Consider the following 16,371-nt stretch of genomic DNA (forward strand, 5'->3'; position numbering starts at 1 on the left):
CCGTCGCAGCACGTGCCGATGCCTGTCCCGCCGACGCACACCACGCCGTCGCAGCACGCGCCGACGCCCGTCCCGCCTACGCCCGTCCCGCCGACGCACACCACGCCCATGTAGTACGCGCCGACGTACTCACAGGTGGGGGACAGGTTCAACACATTGGCATGACAGCACGGTTGGCGAACGTCGGGGCATGCGAACCGACACTCCCCGGAGCACCCTGCCCGCCCGGGACCACCTGCTCGCCGAGGCGGCCGACACGGCGGGTGCCCCCGTGCTCGACGTGGTGGTACCCGTCCACAACGAGGAGAAGGACCTCGAACCCTGTGTGCTGCGTCTGCACGAGCATCTGATGCGGACCTTCCCGTACGCCTTCCGGATCACCGTCGCGGACAACGCCAGCACAGACCGGACGCCGCAGGTGGCGGACCGGCTCGCGGCGGAGATGCCCCGGGTGCGGTCGTACCGGCTGGAGGAGAAGGGGCGCGGGCGGGCGCTGCGCACCGTCTGGTCGCACTCGGACGCCCCGGTCCTGGCGTACATGGACGTCGATCTCTCGACCGACCTCAACGCGCTGCTGCCGCTGGTCGCGCCGCTGATCTCGGGCCACTCCGACCTGGCCATCGGCTCCCGGCTGACCCGCAGCTCGCGGGTGGTGCGCGGGCCGAAGCGGGAGTTCGTCTCGCGCGCCTACAACCTCGTCCTCCGTTCGTCGCTGGCCGCCCGGTTCAGCGACGCGCAGTGCGGGTTCAAGGCCGTCCGCCGCGAGGTGGCGCAGCGGCTGCTGCCGATGGTCGAGGACACCGGGTGGTTCTTCGACACGGAGATGCTGGTCCTCGCCGAGCGGGCCGGGCTGCGCATCCACGAGGTGCCGGTCGACTGGGTCGACGACCCGGACTCCAGTGTCCACATCGTGCGGACGGCGACGGAGGACCTGAAGGGCGTGTGGCGGGTGGGGCGGGCGCTGGCGGTGGGCGCGCTGCCGCTGGACCGGCTGGCGAGACCCTTCGGGGACGATCCGCGCGACCGCACGCTGAAGGGGGTGCCCGGCGGTCTGGCCCGCCGGCTCGTCGGGTTCTGCGTGGTCGGCGCGCTCTCCACGCTCTTCTACCTCGCCCTGTACTCGCTCTTCCGGCTGGGCGGCGGCCCGCAGCTCGCCAACGGCGGCGCCCTGCTGGTCTCGGCCGTCGCCAACACGGCGGCCAACCGGAGGCTCACCTTCGGGGTACGCGGTCGGAGCGGGGCCGTCCGCCACCAGGCGCAGGGCCTCGTCGTTTTCGCCATCGGTCTCGCCCTGACCAGCGGCTCGCTGGCCGCGCTGGAAGCGGCGTCCGGATCGCCGTCGCACGGGACGGAACTCGCCGTGCTGATCGCGGCCAACCTCGCGGCGACGGTCCTGCGGTTCCTGCTCTTCCGCGCCTGGGTCTTCCCGGACCGGACCACTGGGGTCGCCGGGGCTGCTGAGGCAGGCCGGACTGTCGGGGCCACCGGGGCCACCGGGGCCGACCGGACCGCCGGGACCACCGGCGCCGCCGTCGGCACCCAGCACGAACAGGGGAACGTCCGATGACCACACTGCCCCCCGACGGTTTCCCGCTCCCGCAAGGAGCTCCAGTACCCCCACCGGGAGCACCGGAGGCACCGGCGGGAGCACCGAAGCCCCCGTCCCCGCCGCCGTCCTCGCCCCTGCCCGCCGCCGCGCCGGGCCACGGGCGTCCGGGCGGCCCGGCGTACCGCCGTGTCCTGCGGGGCAGGCCCGAGGACCCGCGCTGGGCGCGCCCGGCCTTCCTCGGGCTGCTGCTGGTCGTCGCGCTCGCGTACTTCTGGAACCTCAGCGCCTCCGGCTACGCCAACTCCTTCTACTCCGCCGCCGCCCAGGCGGGCAGCCGCAGCTGGAAGGCCCTTTTCTTCGGCTCGCTGGACGCGGCCGGCGCGATCACCGTCGACAAGCCGCCCGCCGCGCTGTGGCCGATGGCCCTCTCGGTGCGGGTCCTCGGCCTCGGCTCCTGGGCGATCCTTGCCCCGCAGGTGCTGATGGGGGTGGCCACGGCCGGGGTGCTGTACGCGGCGGTGCGGCGCCGTTTCAACGCCGTGGCCGGGCTGATCACGGTGGCGGTGTTCGGGCTCACGCCGGTCGCCGCGCTGATGTTCCGCTTCAACAACCCGGACGCGCTGCTGGCGTTGCTGATGACCGTCACCGTCCACTGCGTGCTGCGCGCGATGGAGAACGGCCGGACGGCGTGGCTGGTGGGGGCGGGGGCCGCGGTCGGGACGGCCTTCCTGACGAAGACCCTCCAGGCGTTCCTGATCCTGCCGCCGCTGGCCGTGCTGTACGCGGTGTGCGCGCCGGGGCCCGTCCGCCGGAGGTTCGGCCGGCTGGGGCTCTCGGCCCTGGCGGCGGTCGTCGCGGGCGGCTGGTGGGTCGCGGTCGTCGAACTGTGGCCCGCCTCGTCGCGCCCGTACATCGGCGGCTCGCAGAACAACTCCTTCCTGGAGCTGACCTTCGGATACAACGGCCTCGGCCGGATCAACGGCAACGAGACCGGCAGCGTCGGAGGAGGCGGAGGCGGCCGGGGCGGCGGCCCCGGTGGCGATTTCGGCGGTGGTGGCGGCCAGTGGGGGGAAACCGGCATCGGCCGGATGTTCAACTCCGAGACCGGCGGCCAGATCTCCTGGCTGCTGCCCGCCGCGCTGATCCTGCTCGTCGCGGGCCTCGTGCTGACCTGGCGGGCGAAGCGCACCGACACCGCCCGCGCGGCGTTCCTCGCCTGGGGTTCCTCGCTGCTGATGACGATGGCCGTCTTCAGCTTCATGGCGGGCATCTTCCACCAGTACTACACGGTCGCCCTGGCCCCGTACCTCGCCGCGCTCGTCGGCATGGGCGTCACGGTCCTGTGGGAGGAACGGGCCAGGTGGTGGGCGCGTGGGGCGCTGGGCGGCTCGGTCGCCGTGACCGCGCTCTGGGCGTACGTCCTGCTGGGCCGGACCCCGGACTACCTGCCGTGGCTGCGCTGGGCGATCCTCGTCGGCGGTCTGGTGGGCGCGACCGGGCTGCTGTTCGTCGCGCGGCCGGGGCGCAGGCCGGCGGTCGTGGTGACGGCGGTGGTGGCGGTGAGCTTCGCCGCATCGCTGGCGGGCCCGGCGGCGTACACCCTCAGCACGCTGAACACCGGGCACCAGGGCTCGATCGTCACGGCGGGACCGCCCGGTGGCGGCGGCCCGATGGGCGGTCCCGGCGGGCGCGGGGACGGCGGCTTCCCCGGCGGCATGCGGCCCCCGGGCCAGGGCAACCAGCAGGGCGGCACGGGCCGGTCCCAGGACGGCGGCTTCCCGGGTGGCTTCCCCGGCGGGCAGCAGGGCCGGACCCCCGGCGCCTTCCCCATCCCCGGCGGCGCACCCGGTGGCATGGCAGGTGGTATGCCCGGCGGCACGTCCGAGGGCGGTTCCGGCAAGGGAGACGGCGGAGGCGGAGGGGGCGGCATGGGCGGTCTCCTCAACGGCTCGTCCGTCGGCTCCGCGGCGAAGAAGCTCCTGGAGAAGGACGCCGGAAACTACACCTGGGTCGCGGCGGCCATCGGCTCGCAGAACGCCGCGAGCTACCAACTCGCCACCGAGGAGCCGGTGATGGCGATCGGCGGCTTCAACGGAAGCGACCCGTCCCCGACGCTCTCCCAGTTCAAGAAATACGTCGAGGACGGCCGGATCCACTACTTCATCGCGAGCGGCACGGGCGGTATGGGCGGCATGGGTGGTGGCGACAGCACCTCGTCCTCGATCTCCTCGTGGGTGGAGGAGAACTTCGAGAAGGTCGCGGTCGGCAGTGCCACCTTCTACGACCTGACCACGACCTGACCACGACCTGACCACGACCTGACCGCCGGTCCGAAGAGCGACGCGTAGGAGCTCAAGGGCTCAGCGCCGCAGCAGCAGGTCCGCGACGACCGGGCGGTGGTCCGAGGCGAGCGTCTCGGCCACCGCCGCGTCGCGTACCCGTACGGAGTCCTTCGACACCGCCACGTAGTCGATCCGCTGCGCCGGGGCCGATGCCGGGTACGTCGGCCCGCCCGGATCGACGTCCGTCAACTTCTCCCACAGCGGGGCGAGTTCGGGGGCGGTGGGCGCCGCGTTGAAGTCGCCGAGCAGGATCTGCCGGGCAGGCCCCCGGCCTGCCCCCGGCCCGGCCGCCCCGCCCCCGTTCTCGTCCGCGGCCATGATCCGCCGGGTGTCGGTGACCTGGGCGGCCCGGACGGACGGATCGGCCCGGTAGTCGAGGTGCGTCACGTACACGTGCACCGGCAGCCCCTCCACCCGCAGGGTCACCTCGCCGAAGCCGGGGGCGGGGGCGGGCACCGGGTCGGGGTCCTGGGTGGAGAGCCGGGTGATCTCGTGGTTCTCCGCGCTCACGATGCGGTACCGGGACAGCACCGCCACCCCGAACTCGCGCCGGGGCGCCCCGGCGGTCTGCGGATCGAGGCTGTAGATCGGGGCGAACGACACCCGCATGTCCAGCCGTTCGGCCAGCTCGGTCGCCAGATCGCGCCACTCGCTGCGGGCGCCCCAGTGGGAGTCGACCTCCTGGAGCCCGATCACATCGGCGTCCAGCGCGCGCAGTTCGGCGGCCTGGCGGGCCACGTCGAAGACGTTGTCCGCGCCCGCGCCCGCGTGGATGTTGTACGTCACCACGCGCAGCGGCACCGCATGCCCCGAACCCGAGCCCGCCCCCGCCTCCGCGGCCGATGCGGGAGGCGCCAGAACGGCCCCCACCAGCCCTGCCGCGACGAGCACTTCCACCGTACGACGACGCAGTGACATACCACTCCAGCCCTTGTCGGATCAGCGGCGAGCACGGTACCGCGAACAAAGGAGTCGTACACCGTACAAGAAGTCTTGTACGGTGTACGACTGCTGCCTCCTATACGCCGTACAAGAAAGCAGGGACCCGTATGACGGCGACTGCCGCAGAGCAGAGCCCCCTCTCGTCGCCGAGCCATCCGCAACGCTGGCTGATCCTCGGCGTCATCTGTCTCGCCCAGCTCACCGTGCTGCTGGACAACACCGTCCTCAACGTCGCGATCCCCTCCCTCACCCGGGAGCTGGAAGCCTCCACCGCCGATGTGCAGTGGATGATCAACGCCTACTCGCTCGTCCAGTCGGGCCTGCTGCTCACGGCCGGCAGCTCCGCCGACCGCTACGGCCGCAAGAAGATGCTGATCACGGGGCTCGCCCTGTTCGGCATCGGTTCGCTGGTGGCCGGGCTGTCCCAGTCGTCCGCACAACTGATCGCGGCCCGCGCCGGCATGGGCATCGGCGGCGCGCTGCTGATGACCACGACCCTGGCCGTCGTCGTGCAGGTCTTCGACGACGGCGAGCGGGTCAGGGCGATCGGCATCTGGTCGACCGTCAGCTCGCTCGGCTTCGCCATCGGGCCGCTGGTCGGCGGCGTGATGCTCGACCACTTCTGGTGGGGATCGATCTTCCTGATCAACATTCCGGTCGCGGCCCTCGGCCTGGTCGCCGTCGCCCGGCTCGTCCCGGAGGCCAAGAACCCCGGCGGCGACCGCCCCGACCTGCTCGGCGCCCTGCTCTCCACCATCGGCATGGCGGCCACCGTGTACGCGATCATCTCCGGCCCGGAGCACGGCTGGACGTCGGGCCGGGTGCTGCTGACCGCGGCCGTCGGCATCGTCTTCGTCGTCGGCTTCGTGCTGTGGGAGCTGCACATCCCGTACCCGATGCTGGACATGCACTTCTTCCGCGACGAGAAGTTCATCGGGGCGGTCGCGGGCGCGATCCTCGTCGCCTTCGGGATGGGCGGCTCGCTCTTCCTGCTCACCCAGCAGCTCCAGTTCGTCCTCGGCCACGGGCCGCTGGAGGCCGGGCTGCGCACCGCCCCGCTGGCACTGAGCGTCATCGCCCTCAACCTCACCGGCCTGGGCGCCAAGCTGGTGCCCAGGCTGGGCACGCCGGTCACGATCGCGGCCGGAATGAGCCTGCTGGCCGCGGGCCTGGCCGCCGTCGCGCTGCTCGGCGGCAACGGCTACGGCGGGATGCTGCTCGGCCTGGTCGTGATGGGGGTGGGCATCGCGCTCGCCATGCCCGCCATGGCCAACGCGATCATGAGCGCCATTCCGCCGGAGAAGGCGGGCGTGGGCGCCGGGGTCAACGGCACGCTCGCCGAATTCGGCAACGGCCTGGGCGTGGCCGTGCTCGGCGCGGTCCTCAACTCCCGGTTCGGGGCCCTCGTGCCGGCCGCCGTCGGGACCGCCTCGCTGCCCGTCGCGCTCGCCTCGGCCGAGGACGACGGCGAACGGGCGCGGATCACGGACGCCTTCGCCTCGGGGCTGGAGACCAGCCAGCTCGTCGGGGCTGCCGCGGTGCTGGCCGGCGGCCTGCTCGCCGCCCTGCTCCTGCGCCGTGCGGAGCGGGCGCAAACGGCTCGGGGAGCTTCGGCCGGGGCCGCGGCATAGCATCGTGACGGGGCGTGCGGGACCTGCCGCGGGTTCCACCGCGTACACGTGCGCGCGCAGGCGTACGCGGCGGGGCCGCCCCGGAGGCAGGGTTCCGTGTCCCACGGACAACGTCCCGCGGGCAATGTCCCCCTGGGCAACATCCCCACGGGCAGGGTCCCCCACGGGCAAGACGAGGAGAGAACGTCATGGTGTCCGCGACCGAGCGCGTGAAGAACCCCGCCAGGCCCAGTGTGTGGCTGGACCGGTCGACACCGTCGCGCACCCGCAAGGCGGACCGGCAGCCCGGCCTCGACCGGGACAGGATCACCGCGGCCTCGGTCCGGCTGCTGGACGCCGAGGGCCTCGCCAAGTTCTCCATGCGCCGGCTCGCCGCCGAGCTGAACGTCACGGCGATGTCCCTCTACTGGTACGTGGACAACAAGGACGACCTGCTGGAACTGGCCCTCGACGCGGCCTTCGGCGAACTCCCGCCCCCGTGCGAGGACGCGCACTGGCACGACCGGCTGCGCGCACTGGCGACCGAGTACCGCAACCTGCTGGTCCGGCACGTCTGGGTGTCCACGCTCGCCGGGCACTACCTCAACATCGGCCCGCACGCGCTGCTGATGTCGCACTCCATCCAGGACGTGATCCGGGCGACGGGCCTGCCGCTGGAACGCCAGGCCGGCGCGCTCTCCGCGGTCTTCCAGTTCGTGTACGGATTCGGCACCATCGAGGGGCACTTCGCGCAGCGCAGCTCGGCCGCGGGCATGACCCAGGAGGAGTACTACCGGTACGCGCTGGGGACCATCCGGGACCAGCCGCAGGCGAGCCGGATCATGGAGTCCTCGCAGGAGCTGATGGAGGCCCGCGGCGACGACACGGTCGAGGAGATCCGCGACCGCGACTTCGTCGTCGCCCTGGACCTGCTCATCGCGGGCATCGAGGCGCTGCGGGACCGGTAGAGGGGGCGGCGGCGCCGAGAGCCGACGGCCGAGGGCCCCGGGTCTCCGGTTGTCGGCCGTCTGCCGGCCGTCGGCCGTCGGTGTCCGCGGACACCGACGGCGGGAGCCCGCCCCGCACGGCCCGGGTCAGGACGGCAGGGACTCGCCCTGCACGGCCTGGATGTCGAGGTCCACCCGCAGCTTCGTACCGATCGCCGAGATGCCCGCCCGCACCACCTGGTTGTAGTTCATCGCGAAGTCCTCGCGGTGCAGTTCAGCCGTCGCGTTGAAGGCCGCGCGCACCCCGCCCCACGGGTCCGGACCGGTCCCCAGGTAGCTCAGGTCCAGGTCCACCGGGCGCACCACGCCGTGCAGCGAGAGTTCGCCGTGGACCAGCCAGCGGTCGGGGCCGACCGGGGTCAGCCCGTTCGAGCGGTACGTGATCTCCGGGAACCGGTCCACGTCCAGGAAGTCCGGCGAGCGCAGGTGCTTGTCCCGCATGCCGTTGCCGGTGTCGATGCTGGCCGCGCCGATCACGGCCTCCACCCGGGACAGCTCGACGTCCTTCGAGATCTCGATCCGGCCGCTGAACTCGCTGAACCGGCCGCGCACGCTGGAGATCCCCAGGTGCTGCGCCGACGCGCACACCGAGGAGTGCGCCGGGTCCAGCGACCAGGTGCCCGGCGCCGGCAGTTCCACACCGCCCTGGCGGGCCAGCACCACCGTGCCTGCCTCGATCCGCCCGCTCGCCGTGACGAGGGCGGTGGAGGCGGCGGGGGCGTACCCGATCGCCGTGACGATCACCGTGTACGCGCCTGCCTGGAAGGGGGTGTCGGTCCGCACCGCCCCGTCCTCGTCGACCGCGGCCCGCAGCACCTGCGCGCCGGTCATGTCGGTGACCGTCACGACCGCGTGCTGGACCGCCCAGCCGTCCCGCGTCCGTACCTGTGCGCGAAGTCCCATCCGTTCTCTCCCTGCTCTCCTTGCTCGTACTGCTGCTCGTCGTGCTCGTCCCGCCGGCCCTGCTCGCCCCGCCCGGTGACTCCATGAGTCGGGCCCCGGGGCGACGACGGCAGGCCGTCCCCTGCCTGCCGTCCCGCCACCGGGGCCCTTTTCCACCCGCGGGTCGGCGCCTCCGCTCGAAGCGCCGGCCCGCCGGAGGTCCGTTACTCGCCGGGGTGGGCGAGCTCGATGTCGTGGCCGTCGACCCCGTGACCGGCCACGGTCAGCGCGCCGGCCACCGGCGGGTAGCCGGTCGCGATGACCGAGTACTCGCCCGCGTCCAGGTCGGCGAAGGCGTACGCCCCGTCCTCCCCGGTCGTCGCGGTGGCGACCACATTGCCTGCCGCGTCCACCAATGTCACCCGTGCGTCCGGCAGCGGTCGCCCGGCGGCACCGGCCCGCACGACGCCCCGCACCAGGGCGCCGGTCTGCAGCGCGGCCTCGATCCGGGTGACGCCCTGGCTGCCGATCTCCACCGGCAGCGCCAGCGGACGGAACCCGGCGGCGTTCACCGCGACGGTCACCGAACCGGGAACCAGTTCCCCGAAGACGAATTCGCCCGTCTCGCCGGACGTGCCGGTGGCCAGCACGTCGCCGCGCACATCGGTCACGACGACCATGGCGTCCCGGATCGGCGCGGCGGTCTCCGCGGTCCGCACGGTCCCGGCCAGTCCGCTCGTACCGGAGAGCAGGATGTCGAACGCGACCGGCTCCTCGCCGACGACCACGGTGGACGCCTGCGGCTGGAAGCCGTCGGCGGACGCGATCAGGACGTAGCTGCCGGAGCCCGGCGCGTCCAGCTCGTAGCCGCCGTCGGGCCGGGCGACGGAGCGCCCCAGCTGCCGGCCGGCCAGCGAGATCAGTGTGACGGCGGCACCCGCCAGGGGCGCGCCCTCGGCACCGCGGACCACACCGCGCACGGCCGTGCCCCGCAGGGTGGCGACCGGGGCCTCCACAGCAGTGACCGTGGCCTCCGCCGCGGCGGCGACGGGGACCAGGTCCGTGACGGTGGCCTCGACGGCAACGGGGGCCCCGTCGACAGCGGTGGCCTCGTCGGTGGCGGGGGTCTCGCTCACCGTGCTCGACTTCAGCGCGACCTCCTTGATGAAGATCGTGATCAGGAAGGCGATCAGCGCGGCCGGGGCGGCGTACAGGAAGACGTCGGCGACCCCGTGCCCGTAGGCGCTCTCCACGACCGTGCGGAACGGCTCGGGCAGCTTGTCCAGGTCGGGGATGCCCCCGCCGCCGGTACCGCCGTGGCCCATGGCCGCGCCCTGGGGACCGAGCTCCGCGAGGCCGTCCTTGACGTAGTGGGTGACGCGGTTGGCCATGACGGCGCCCAGCGCCGAGACGCCGATCGCACCGCCGAGGGAACGGAAGAAGGTGACGACGGAGCTGGCGGCACCGAGGTCGGACGGGGCGACCTGGTTCTGCGTGGCGAGCACCAGGTTCTGCATCATCATGCCGATGCCGAGCCCCATCACGGCCATGTAGACCGCGATGTGCCAGTACTCCGTGTCGTACCGGATGCTGCCCAGCAGTCCGAGCCCGGCGGTGACCAGGAAGCCACCGCTGACCAGCCAGATCTTCCAGCGGCCGGTCTTGGTGATGATCTGGCCCGAGACGGTCGAGGAGATGAACAGGCCCGCGATCATCGGGATCGTCAGGACACCGGACATCGTCGGCGACTCGCCGCGCGCCAGCTGGAAGTACTGGCTGAAGAAGACGGTGCCCGCGAACATCGCGATGCCGACGAACAGCGAGGCCAGCGAGGCCAGCGTGATGGTGCGGTTGCGGAAGAGGCGCAGCGGGATGATCGGCTCGCTGGCCCTGGTCTCGACGGCGACGAAGATCGCGCCGAGGACGACGGAACCGATGACCATCGCGGCGGTCTGCCAGGACAGCCAGTCGTACTTGTCACCCGCGAAGGTCACCCAGACGAGCAGCAGCGACACGGCGGCGCTGATGAAGAACGCGCCCCACCAGTCGACCTTGACCTCACGCTTCACGACCGGGAGCTTCAGAGTCTTCTGGAGCACGATCAGCGCGATGACGGCGAACGGCACACCGACGTAGAAGCACCAGCGCCAGCCCATCCAGCTGGTGTCGGTGATGACGCCGCCGAGCAGCGGGCCGCCGACGGTGGCGACGGCGAACACCGCACCGATGTAACCGCTGTAACGACCGCGCTCGCGCGGGGCGATCATCGCCGCCATCACGATCTGCGCCAGGGCGGAGAGCCCGCCGACGCCGATGCCCTGGATCACGCGGCAGGCGATCAGCATGCCGCTGCTGGTCGACAGGCCGGCCACGACCGAGCCCGCGACGTAGATGACGAGGGCTATCTGGACCAGCAGCTTCTTGCTGAACAGGTCGGCGAGCTTGCCCCACAGGGGGGTGGTGGCGGTCATCGCCAGCAGTGAGGCCGTGACGACCCAGGTGTAGGCGCTCTGGCCGCCACCGAGGTCGGAGATGATCTCCGGAAGAGCGTTGGAGACGACCGTCGACGACAGGATCGCGACGAACATGCCGAGCATCAGCCCGGCCAGGGCCTCCATGATCTGCCGGTGTGTCATCGGCGCGCCGGACGAGGGGTCGGGCGACCCCCCGTGCTTGGCGTGGCCGCCCCGCACACCGGTGGGTGTGGTCGTAGCCATTGAGTTCCTTGTCTTTGCTTCTGTTACACGGGTGTACGGGTGTGCACGTCGTTGTCGCTGCCGGCATGCCGGGAACGGCGGTCGCCGCCGTGCTTTCCGGGGCCGTTCACACCGGGACCGCGACAGGCGAAGCTGTCGCGCAGCCGGGCCAACAGCGTGTTGAGCTGTCCGACCTCGTCGTCGGACCAGTCGGAGAGGTGGTGGGCGAACATCTCGGTGGTCCGCCGGTTCAGATCGCTGAGGACGGAGATCCCGTCAGGGGTCAGCCGCAGGATGCGGGACCGCTTGTCCGCCGGGTCCGGCGACCGTTCGATCCAGCCACGCTCGGCCACGTGGGCGACATGACGGCTGGTCACAGACATGTCGACGTCCAGCAGCTCGGCCAGTCGGCTGATCCGCATCTCGCCGTGCCGCTGGAGAAGGGCCAGTACGGCGGCGGAGCCGCCCGGACAGTCGGCGGGCAGACTGCGGACGAGTCCCCGCTTGACGGCCCCTACGGCGCTGAGCTGCCGGGCCAGTTCTTCGTACTGACTCCGTGCGGCCACGGGGCCCCCAGACATCTCGTCATCTCATCTTGTTGCTTAGGGCAACCATATGGGCCATTGGTTGCTGCAGGCAAACGAAAGGGGGCTTGCAGAAGTAAAGGAACGCAAAAGGCTCCGTAGGGCGCGGGTCAAAGGCGCAGCGTGCGAGGGGCGCCTCGGGGCGGGTGTGTCTCGTGCCACAGGAGGGGCGCCGGGGGCGACGGCAGGAGGCTTCCGCGCTGACCCGGGGGGCTTTTGCACGGCGCCCCGTGCGTGAGGGGCTTCCGTATCGACCTGCGGGGGCTTCCGCGCCGACCCGTGAGGGGCTTCCGTATCGACCCTGCGGAAGTCCCTTTTACCGCCCCCGGGGGAGGCTTCCATGCCGACCCTGCGGGAGGCTCTCGTGCCGCCCCCCCCGCGGGGGCTCCCGCACCGGGTCCCGAGGTTTCCCGTCCCGGCCGTCGGGCCCGGCTCCGGCCCTTCGTGGACCCGGGGTTGGGCGGTTGTGCCGAGTTCGCTAGGGTCCTGGCCCATGGCACACAACCCCCACGCCCCGCAGGGCCCCGAGGGCAACCACGACCCGGCCGGCAGCACCCAGATGTTCCGCGCCTTCGTCGACGAGGGCGAGCCGCAGCGTCGGCAGCAGCCTGCCGCGTCGAGCGGACCGAAGGTCGGAGTGATCGCCGCGGTCGTCGCGGTGGTCGTCGTCCTCGGCGCGGTCGCCTGGCTCGCGCTCGGCTGACCGGAGCCGGACCGCTCCACCCACTACCGCCCCGCCCGTCCCCATCCGTCACTCCGATACGGCGGTGACCTCCCTGGTCTCGACATGCATTCCCAGGGGCACCCGCCAGGCGTCCACGCAGACGGTGTACGTCTTCGTCCGCGCCGCTCCCGCGTCGATCGGCGCGGGCAGCGGCCCGCTCGACTCGATGGTCCCCCAGTCGATTCCCAGCCCGCCGATGATGTGCGTGGCGAAGGTGACCGTCCCCGAGCGCGCCGGAGATCCTCCGGTGTTCCGGAACTCCACGGTCACCTTCTCGCACCAGCGCTCGTCCGCCGCCGCCCGCACGGGGGCGCCCACCATGAGTACGGCGGGCTCCGCCGGGGTGGTGGGCCCGGGGCCGGGACGAGAGGGGGACGGGGGCCCGTTCCCGGACCCGGGCGTACTGGGAGCGCTGGGCGTGCCGGAGACCCCGCCGCTCGCGGTGTCCTTGCCGTCCCCCGCACCGCCTGTCGGCCCGCCGCCCCGCGCCGACGGCCCCGGCGAGGCCTCCGGCCCCCCGGAACGCCCCTCGGTCCTCCGGTCGCCGTTTCCGTCGCCCCCGCTCCTGTCGCGGTCGCTTCGGCCGTCCCGGTCCAGCGGGATCAGCGTCACCTTCCCCGACGGCGCCACCGCCCCGGCGGGAGCCCGCTCGGGACCCGCTCCCGCCGCGCCGACCGCTGTGTAGCCGTCGCCCGTCGCGCCGCCGCAGCCGGTCAGCGCACCACCCAGCCCCAGACACAGCACAGCCGCCGAGGCGGCTGTCACGGTGCCTCGGCGGCCGTTCGAATCGAGCATCTGACGTCGCATCGCGCCAGTGTGGCTGACGGATCGTCAAATCTGAACCCTCGTGCTCCGGTACGGGAGTCCACGGTGATCAGTCGGCGATGAGTCCTTCCCTGAGCTGGGCGAGCGTACGGGTCAGCAGGCGCGAGACGTGCATCTGCGAGATGCCGACCTCCTCGCCGATCTGCGACTGGGTCATGTTGGCGAAGAACCGCAGCATGATGATCTGGCGCTCGCGCGGCGGCAGCTTGGCCAGCAGCGGCTTGAGCGATTCGCGGTACTCGACGCCTTCCAGCGCCGAGTCCTCGTAGCCGAGCCGGTCCGCGAGGGAGCCCTCGCCGCCGTCGTCCTCCGGGGAGGGCGAGTCCAGCGAGGAGGCGGTGTACGCGTTGCCGACGGCCAGCCCGTCGACCACGTCCTCCTCGGAGACCCCGAGCGCCTTGGCCAGCTCGGGCACGGTCGGCGACCGGTCGAGCTTCTGGGCGAGCTCGTCGCTGGTCTTCGTCAGCGCGAGCCGCAGCTCCTGGAGCCGGCGCGGGACGCGCACCGACCACGAGGTGTCGCGGAAGAACCGCTTGATCTCCCCGACGACGGTCGGCATCGCGAACGTCGGGAACTCCACGCCCCGTTCGCAGTCGAACCGGTCGATCGCCTTGATCAGCCCGATCGTGCCGACCTGGACGATGTCCTCCATCGGTTCGTTGCGGCTGCGGAAACGCGCCGCGGCGTACCGCACCAGCGGGAGGTTGAGCTCGATGAGTGTGTCCCGTACGTAGGCACGCTCCGGGCTGTCCGTTCCGTCGGGTTCGGCAGGGCCCAGCGCGGCGAGCCGCAGGAACAGGGAGCGGGACAGAGTGCGGGTGTCGATGGCTTCCGGCGAGCTGGTGAGCGCTGCGGGTGCGGGTTCGTGCTTGGTGAGCGTGAGCACCTTCGAGCTGCCCTGTTCTTCGGACATGCCACCCCCTTGAGGTCGCGGACGGTCGCGTCGAGCCGCGACCATCGGAGGAACGCAGCCTCCACCTGAATACCGGAGGCGAGGCCACGGCAAACGCGGTTCCCGCAGAATGTCACATGTCGGCAACACGCTGTAGTGACAAGTCGACAAGTCTTTGTGGCGTCTGCGCAGTTAACAGGGGGTGTGGCGGATTCTGGTCGCCCGAAACAAACTTGGGGAGCTCTAACCGATCCGGTTAGGCCTCGATCCTGTTTGCGGATCGGAGTCGGGCAAAGCTTCTGGCCAACAGTCTTGACACATGCATCTGGGATACGCCCAGTTCGGCGCTGATCTGTGACTGCGTCAGGTTGCTGTAGTAGCGCAGCAGGAGGATGCGCTGTTCGCGTTCGGGGAGCTGTACGAGCAGGTGCCGGACGAGGTCGCGGTGTTCGACCCCGGCGAGGGCGGGGTCCTCGTAGCCGAGCCGGTCCAGCAGTCCGGGCAGCCCGTCGCCCTCCTGGGCGGCCTCCAACGAGGTCGCGTGGTACGAGCGCCCCGCCTCGATGCAGGCGAGCACCTCGTCCTCGGAGATCTTCAGCCGTTCGGCGATCTCGGCGGTGGTGGGGGAGCGGCCGTGGGCGGTCGTCAGGTCCTCGGTGGCCCCGGTGACCTGCACCCAGAGCTCGTGCAGCCGACGGGGGACGTGGACGGTCCGCACGTTGTCGCGGAAGTATCGTTTGATCTCGCCGACGACGGTCGGCATCGCGAACGTCGGGAACTGGACGCCGCGGTCGGGGTCGAACCGGTCGATGGCGTTGATCAGCCCGATCGTGCCGACCTGGACGACGTCCTCCATCGGCTCGTTGCGGCTGCGGAAGCGCGCCGCGGCGTACCGGACGAGGGGGAGATTCGCCTCGATGAGCGCCGCCCGTACCCGACCGTGCTCGGAGGTCCCCGGCTCAAGCTCCTTGAGCTGGCCGAAAAGCACCTGTGTGAGGGCCCTGGTGTCCGCTCCCCGACTCCTGGCGGGCGCAGCCACCTCGCCCCGCTCGTCGAGAACGCTCTGACTGCCCTGACTGGTCCGACTTACCTGACTTGCCTGACCCGCCTGGCTTGCCTGGACGGACTGGGGAGGCACTTGAGGCGCTGTACTGGCCGGCATGATGAGGCCACCCCTTTGCGGTCAACTTTGGTCAACTCATCCGTCAAAAGCGGTCATAGCATCACAAGACATGTCCACTGTGTGCAAGCACCGTATAACATCGTGTTGGGGTCAACCTGTTTCAACTTGGTTTAAATGCCAAAAAAGCCTCTCACCGTGATGGTGAGAGGCAGAGGGCGGCGACGCCCCGTCAGGCGTATCGCCCATTGGGCTCATCGGGCTCATCTGGGCTGCGGGTCATCCGCCCGGCCCCGTCCCGACCCGTCCGGATCAGAACGGATAATCGGCGATCACCCAGGTGGCGAACTCGCGCCACTGCCCGGCGGCGGCCTGGTGGGCGGGGTGCTCGATGTACCGCTTCAGGGCGTCCTCGTCGGCGACCGCGGAGTTGATGGCGAAGTCGTAGGCGATCGGCCGGTCGGTGATGTTCCAGGCGCACTCCCAGAACTCCAGCTCGGGGATCTGCCCCTCCAGCTCGCGGAAGGCCTGCGCCCCGGCCACGACCCGCGGCTCGTCCCGCTCGACGCCGTCGTTCAGCTTGAACAGGACCAGGTGGCGGATCATGGGGGTACTCCTAATTCACGAGCGCGGACATGAAATCGCCGACGCCCTGCGCGGCACTCGAAACGCCTTCGAACCCTACCTGGACCAGATCGGCCGCCCGTGCCGGAGAGGTGATGATCGTGTACAGCACGAAGACGACTATCACGTAGAGAGCTATCTTCTTCGCTTGCACCATCAGCCCCTGCCTCCCCTTCGATCCCCTGTGCAGTCGGGCGATTCTATCCGTACGTATGACCGGACCCCCGTGAGGATTCCGCCCCTCACACGACCTTTAAGGACGAAGGACCCCCCGATCAAGGCCCTTCGCCCGCCCGCCGGCCATCTCCGGCGCAGCAGGATGGGGAGTGAGCCCGACGGGTCCGGCAGGAACCCGAAGGGCGGGAACAGGCCCTCACCACGGGACCCCACCGCGAGATCCCCCCTGACCGCGCCAGGGCCCCGAGAGCCCAGTTCCCCGGGGGAAGCGGCTTGTCCCCCCGATACCGCTTCCCCCGCCCCGTTCTTCCCCGCCCGCCAGCGGGGCCCACCCTGCGGGCTCGGCGACCGCAACCAGGAGCACGGGACCACCTCCGCACGCACGGGGACCACCAGA

The 16,371-nt window shown here is 71.4% G+C and carries 14 protein-coding genes; 5 read left to right on the plus strand and 9 right to left on the minus strand.

Annotated features, from left to right (window positions below):
* Positions 1-190: 190 nt before the first annotated feature.
* On the plus strand, positions 191-1,567 hold the full coding sequence (locus ACWCXX_RS07755) for a glycosyltransferase (protein WP_451125401.1): 1,377 nt from the start codon (positions 191-193) through the stop codon (positions 1,565-1,567).
* Complete coding sequence (locus tag ACWCXX_RS07760; protein WP_451125403.1) at positions 1,564-3,849, plus strand: ArnT family glycosyltransferase; 2,286 nt, start codon at positions 1,564-1,566, stop codon at positions 3,847-3,849. The genes ACWCXX_RS07755 and ACWCXX_RS07760 overlap by 4 nt, the downstream gene beginning before the upstream one ends.
* Positions 3,850-3,909: 60 nt before the next feature.
* Here ACWCXX_RS07760 and ACWCXX_RS07765 read toward each other — a convergent pair whose 3' ends face one another.
* Positions 3,910-4,809, minus strand: a complete 900-nt coding sequence (locus ACWCXX_RS07765) for an endonuclease/exonuclease/phosphatase family protein (RefSeq protein WP_451125405.1) — start codon at positions 4,807-4,809, stop codon at positions 3,910-3,912.
* A gap of 131 nt (positions 4,810-4,940) precedes the next feature.
* On the opposite strand from ACWCXX_RS07765, the gene ACWCXX_RS07770 reads away from it, so the two are divergent.
* Together ACWCXX_RS07770 and ACWCXX_RS07775 are read left to right on the plus strand one after the other, a co-directional pair.
* Positions 4,941-6,464 (plus strand): MFS transporter, encoded by a 1,524-nt coding sequence (locus ACWCXX_RS07770; protein ID WP_451125407.1) that lies wholly within the window; start codon positions 4,941-4,943, stop codon positions 6,462-6,464.
* 188 nt (positions 6,465-6,652) lie between these two features.
* A complete protein-coding gene (locus tag ACWCXX_RS07775; protein WP_451125409.1) occupies positions 6,653-7,411 on the plus strand; it encodes a TetR/AcrR family transcriptional regulator in 759 nt (252 codons plus the stop codon).
* Positions 7,412-7,537: 126 nt separating this feature from the next.
* On the opposite strand, the gene ACWCXX_RS07780 is transcribed toward ACWCXX_RS07775, so the two are convergent.
* The 3 genes from ACWCXX_RS07780 to ACWCXX_RS07790 form a co-directional block, all read right to left on the minus strand.
* A complete protein-coding gene (locus ACWCXX_RS07780; RefSeq protein WP_451125411.1) occupies positions 7,538-8,353 on the minus strand; it encodes a YceI family protein in 816 nt (271 codons plus the stop codon).
* Positions 8,354-8,556: 203 nt separating this feature from the next.
* Entirely contained in the window at positions 8,557-11,049 is a 2,493-nt protein-coding gene (locus ACWCXX_RS07785; RefSeq protein WP_451125413.1) for an MFS transporter, read from the minus strand.
* A 23-nt stretch (positions 11,050-11,072) separates the two neighbouring features.
* Positions 11,073-11,594: a MarR family winged helix-turn-helix transcriptional regulator gene (locus ACWCXX_RS07790; RefSeq protein WP_451125640.1), complete on the minus strand. Its 522-nt coding sequence runs from the start codon at positions 11,592-11,594 to the stop codon at positions 11,073-11,075.
* A gap of 511 nt (positions 11,595-12,105) precedes the next feature.
* Between ACWCXX_RS07790 and ACWCXX_RS07795 the strand changes: the two genes are divergently transcribed.
* Positions 12,106-12,315 (plus strand): hypothetical protein, encoded by a 210-nt coding sequence (locus tag ACWCXX_RS07795; RefSeq protein WP_148837043.1) that lies wholly within the window; start codon positions 12,106-12,108, stop codon positions 12,313-12,315.
* A 48-nt stretch (positions 12,316-12,363) separates the two neighbouring features.
* On the opposite strand, the gene ACWCXX_RS07800 is transcribed toward ACWCXX_RS07795, so the two are convergent.
* The 5 genes from ACWCXX_RS07800 to ACWCXX_RS07820 all read right to left on the minus strand — a co-directional run bounded on the left by ACWCXX_RS07800 (position 12,364) and on the right by ACWCXX_RS07820 (position 15,954).
* Positions 12,364-13,143 (minus strand): hypothetical protein, encoded by a 780-nt coding sequence (locus tag ACWCXX_RS07800; RefSeq protein WP_451125415.1) that lies wholly within the window; start codon positions 13,141-13,143, stop codon positions 12,364-12,366.
* 67 nt (positions 13,144-13,210) lie between these two features.
* On the minus strand, positions 13,211-14,074 hold the full coding sequence (locus ACWCXX_RS07805; protein WP_451125417.1) for an RNA polymerase sigma factor SigF: 864 nt from the start codon (positions 14,072-14,074) through the stop codon (positions 13,211-13,213).
* A gap of 235 nt (positions 14,075-14,309) precedes the next feature.
* Entirely contained in the window at positions 14,310-15,215 is a 906-nt protein-coding gene (locus ACWCXX_RS07810) for an RNA polymerase sigma factor SigF (protein ID WP_451125419.1), read from the minus strand.
* Between the two features lie 270 nt (positions 15,216-15,485).
* On the minus strand, positions 15,486-15,779 hold the full coding sequence (locus ACWCXX_RS07815) for a Dabb family protein (RefSeq protein WP_451125421.1): 294 nt from the start codon (positions 15,777-15,779) through the stop codon (positions 15,486-15,488).
* A 10-nt stretch (positions 15,780-15,789) separates the two neighbouring features.
* Complete coding sequence (locus ACWCXX_RS07820) at positions 15,790-15,954, minus strand: hypothetical protein (RefSeq protein WP_451125423.1); 165 nt, start codon at positions 15,952-15,954, stop codon at positions 15,790-15,792.
* Positions 15,955-16,371 lie beyond the last annotated feature (417 nt).

The sequence above is a fragment of the Streptomyces sp. NPDC001732 genome (assembly GCF_053596315.1).

Bases quoted from the DNA above. Each gene is read 5' to 3' on its own strand.
- ACWCXX_RS07765 (WP_451125405.1), bottom strand. From the start codon at position 4,809: ATGTCACTGCGTCGTCGTACGGTGGAAGTGCTCGTCGCGGCAGGGCTG.
- ACWCXX_RS07770 (WP_451125407.1), top strand. From the start codon at position 4,941: ATGACGGCGACTGCCGCAGAGCAGAGCCCCCTCTCGTCGCCGAGCCAT.
- ACWCXX_RS07820 (WP_451125423.1), bottom strand. From the start codon at position 15,954: ATGGTGCAAGCGAAGAAGATAGCTCTCTACGTGATAGTCGTCTTCGTG.
- ACWCXX_RS07760 (WP_451125403.1), top strand. From the start codon at position 1,564: ATGACCACACTGCCCCCCGACGGTTTCCCGCTCCCGCAAGGAGCTCCA.
- ACWCXX_RS07800 (WP_451125415.1), bottom strand. From the start codon at position 13,143: ATGCGACGTCAGATGCTCGATTCGAACGGCCGCCGAGGCACCGTGACA.
- ACWCXX_RS07785 (WP_451125413.1), bottom strand. From the start codon at position 11,049: ATGGCTACGACCACACCCACCGGTGTGCGGGGCGGCCACGCCAAGCAC.
- ACWCXX_RS07755 (WP_451125401.1), top strand. From the start codon at position 191: ATGCGAACCGACACTCCCCGGAGCACCCTGCCCGCCCGGGACCACCTG.
- ACWCXX_RS07805 (WP_451125417.1), bottom strand. From the start codon at position 14,074: ATGTCCGAAGAACAGGGCAGCTCGAAGGTGCTCACGCTCACCAAGCAC.
- ACWCXX_RS07775 (WP_451125409.1), top strand. From the start codon at position 6,653: ATGGTGTCCGCGACCGAGCGCGTGAAGAACCCCGCCAGGCCCAGTGTG.
- ACWCXX_RS07780 (WP_451125411.1), bottom strand. From the start codon at position 8,353: ATGGGACTTCGCGCACAGGTACGGACGCGGGACGGCTGGGCGGTCCAG.
- ACWCXX_RS07810 (WP_451125419.1), bottom strand. From the start codon at position 15,215: ATGCCGGCCAGTACAGCGCCTCAAGTGCCTCCCCAGTCCGTCCAGGCA.
- ACWCXX_RS07815 (WP_451125421.1), bottom strand. From the start codon at position 15,779: ATGATCCGCCACCTGGTCCTGTTCAAGCTGAACGACGGCGTCGAGCGG.
- ACWCXX_RS07795 (WP_148837043.1), top strand. From the start codon at position 12,106: ATGGCACACAACCCCCACGCCCCGCAGGGCCCCGAGGGCAACCACGAC.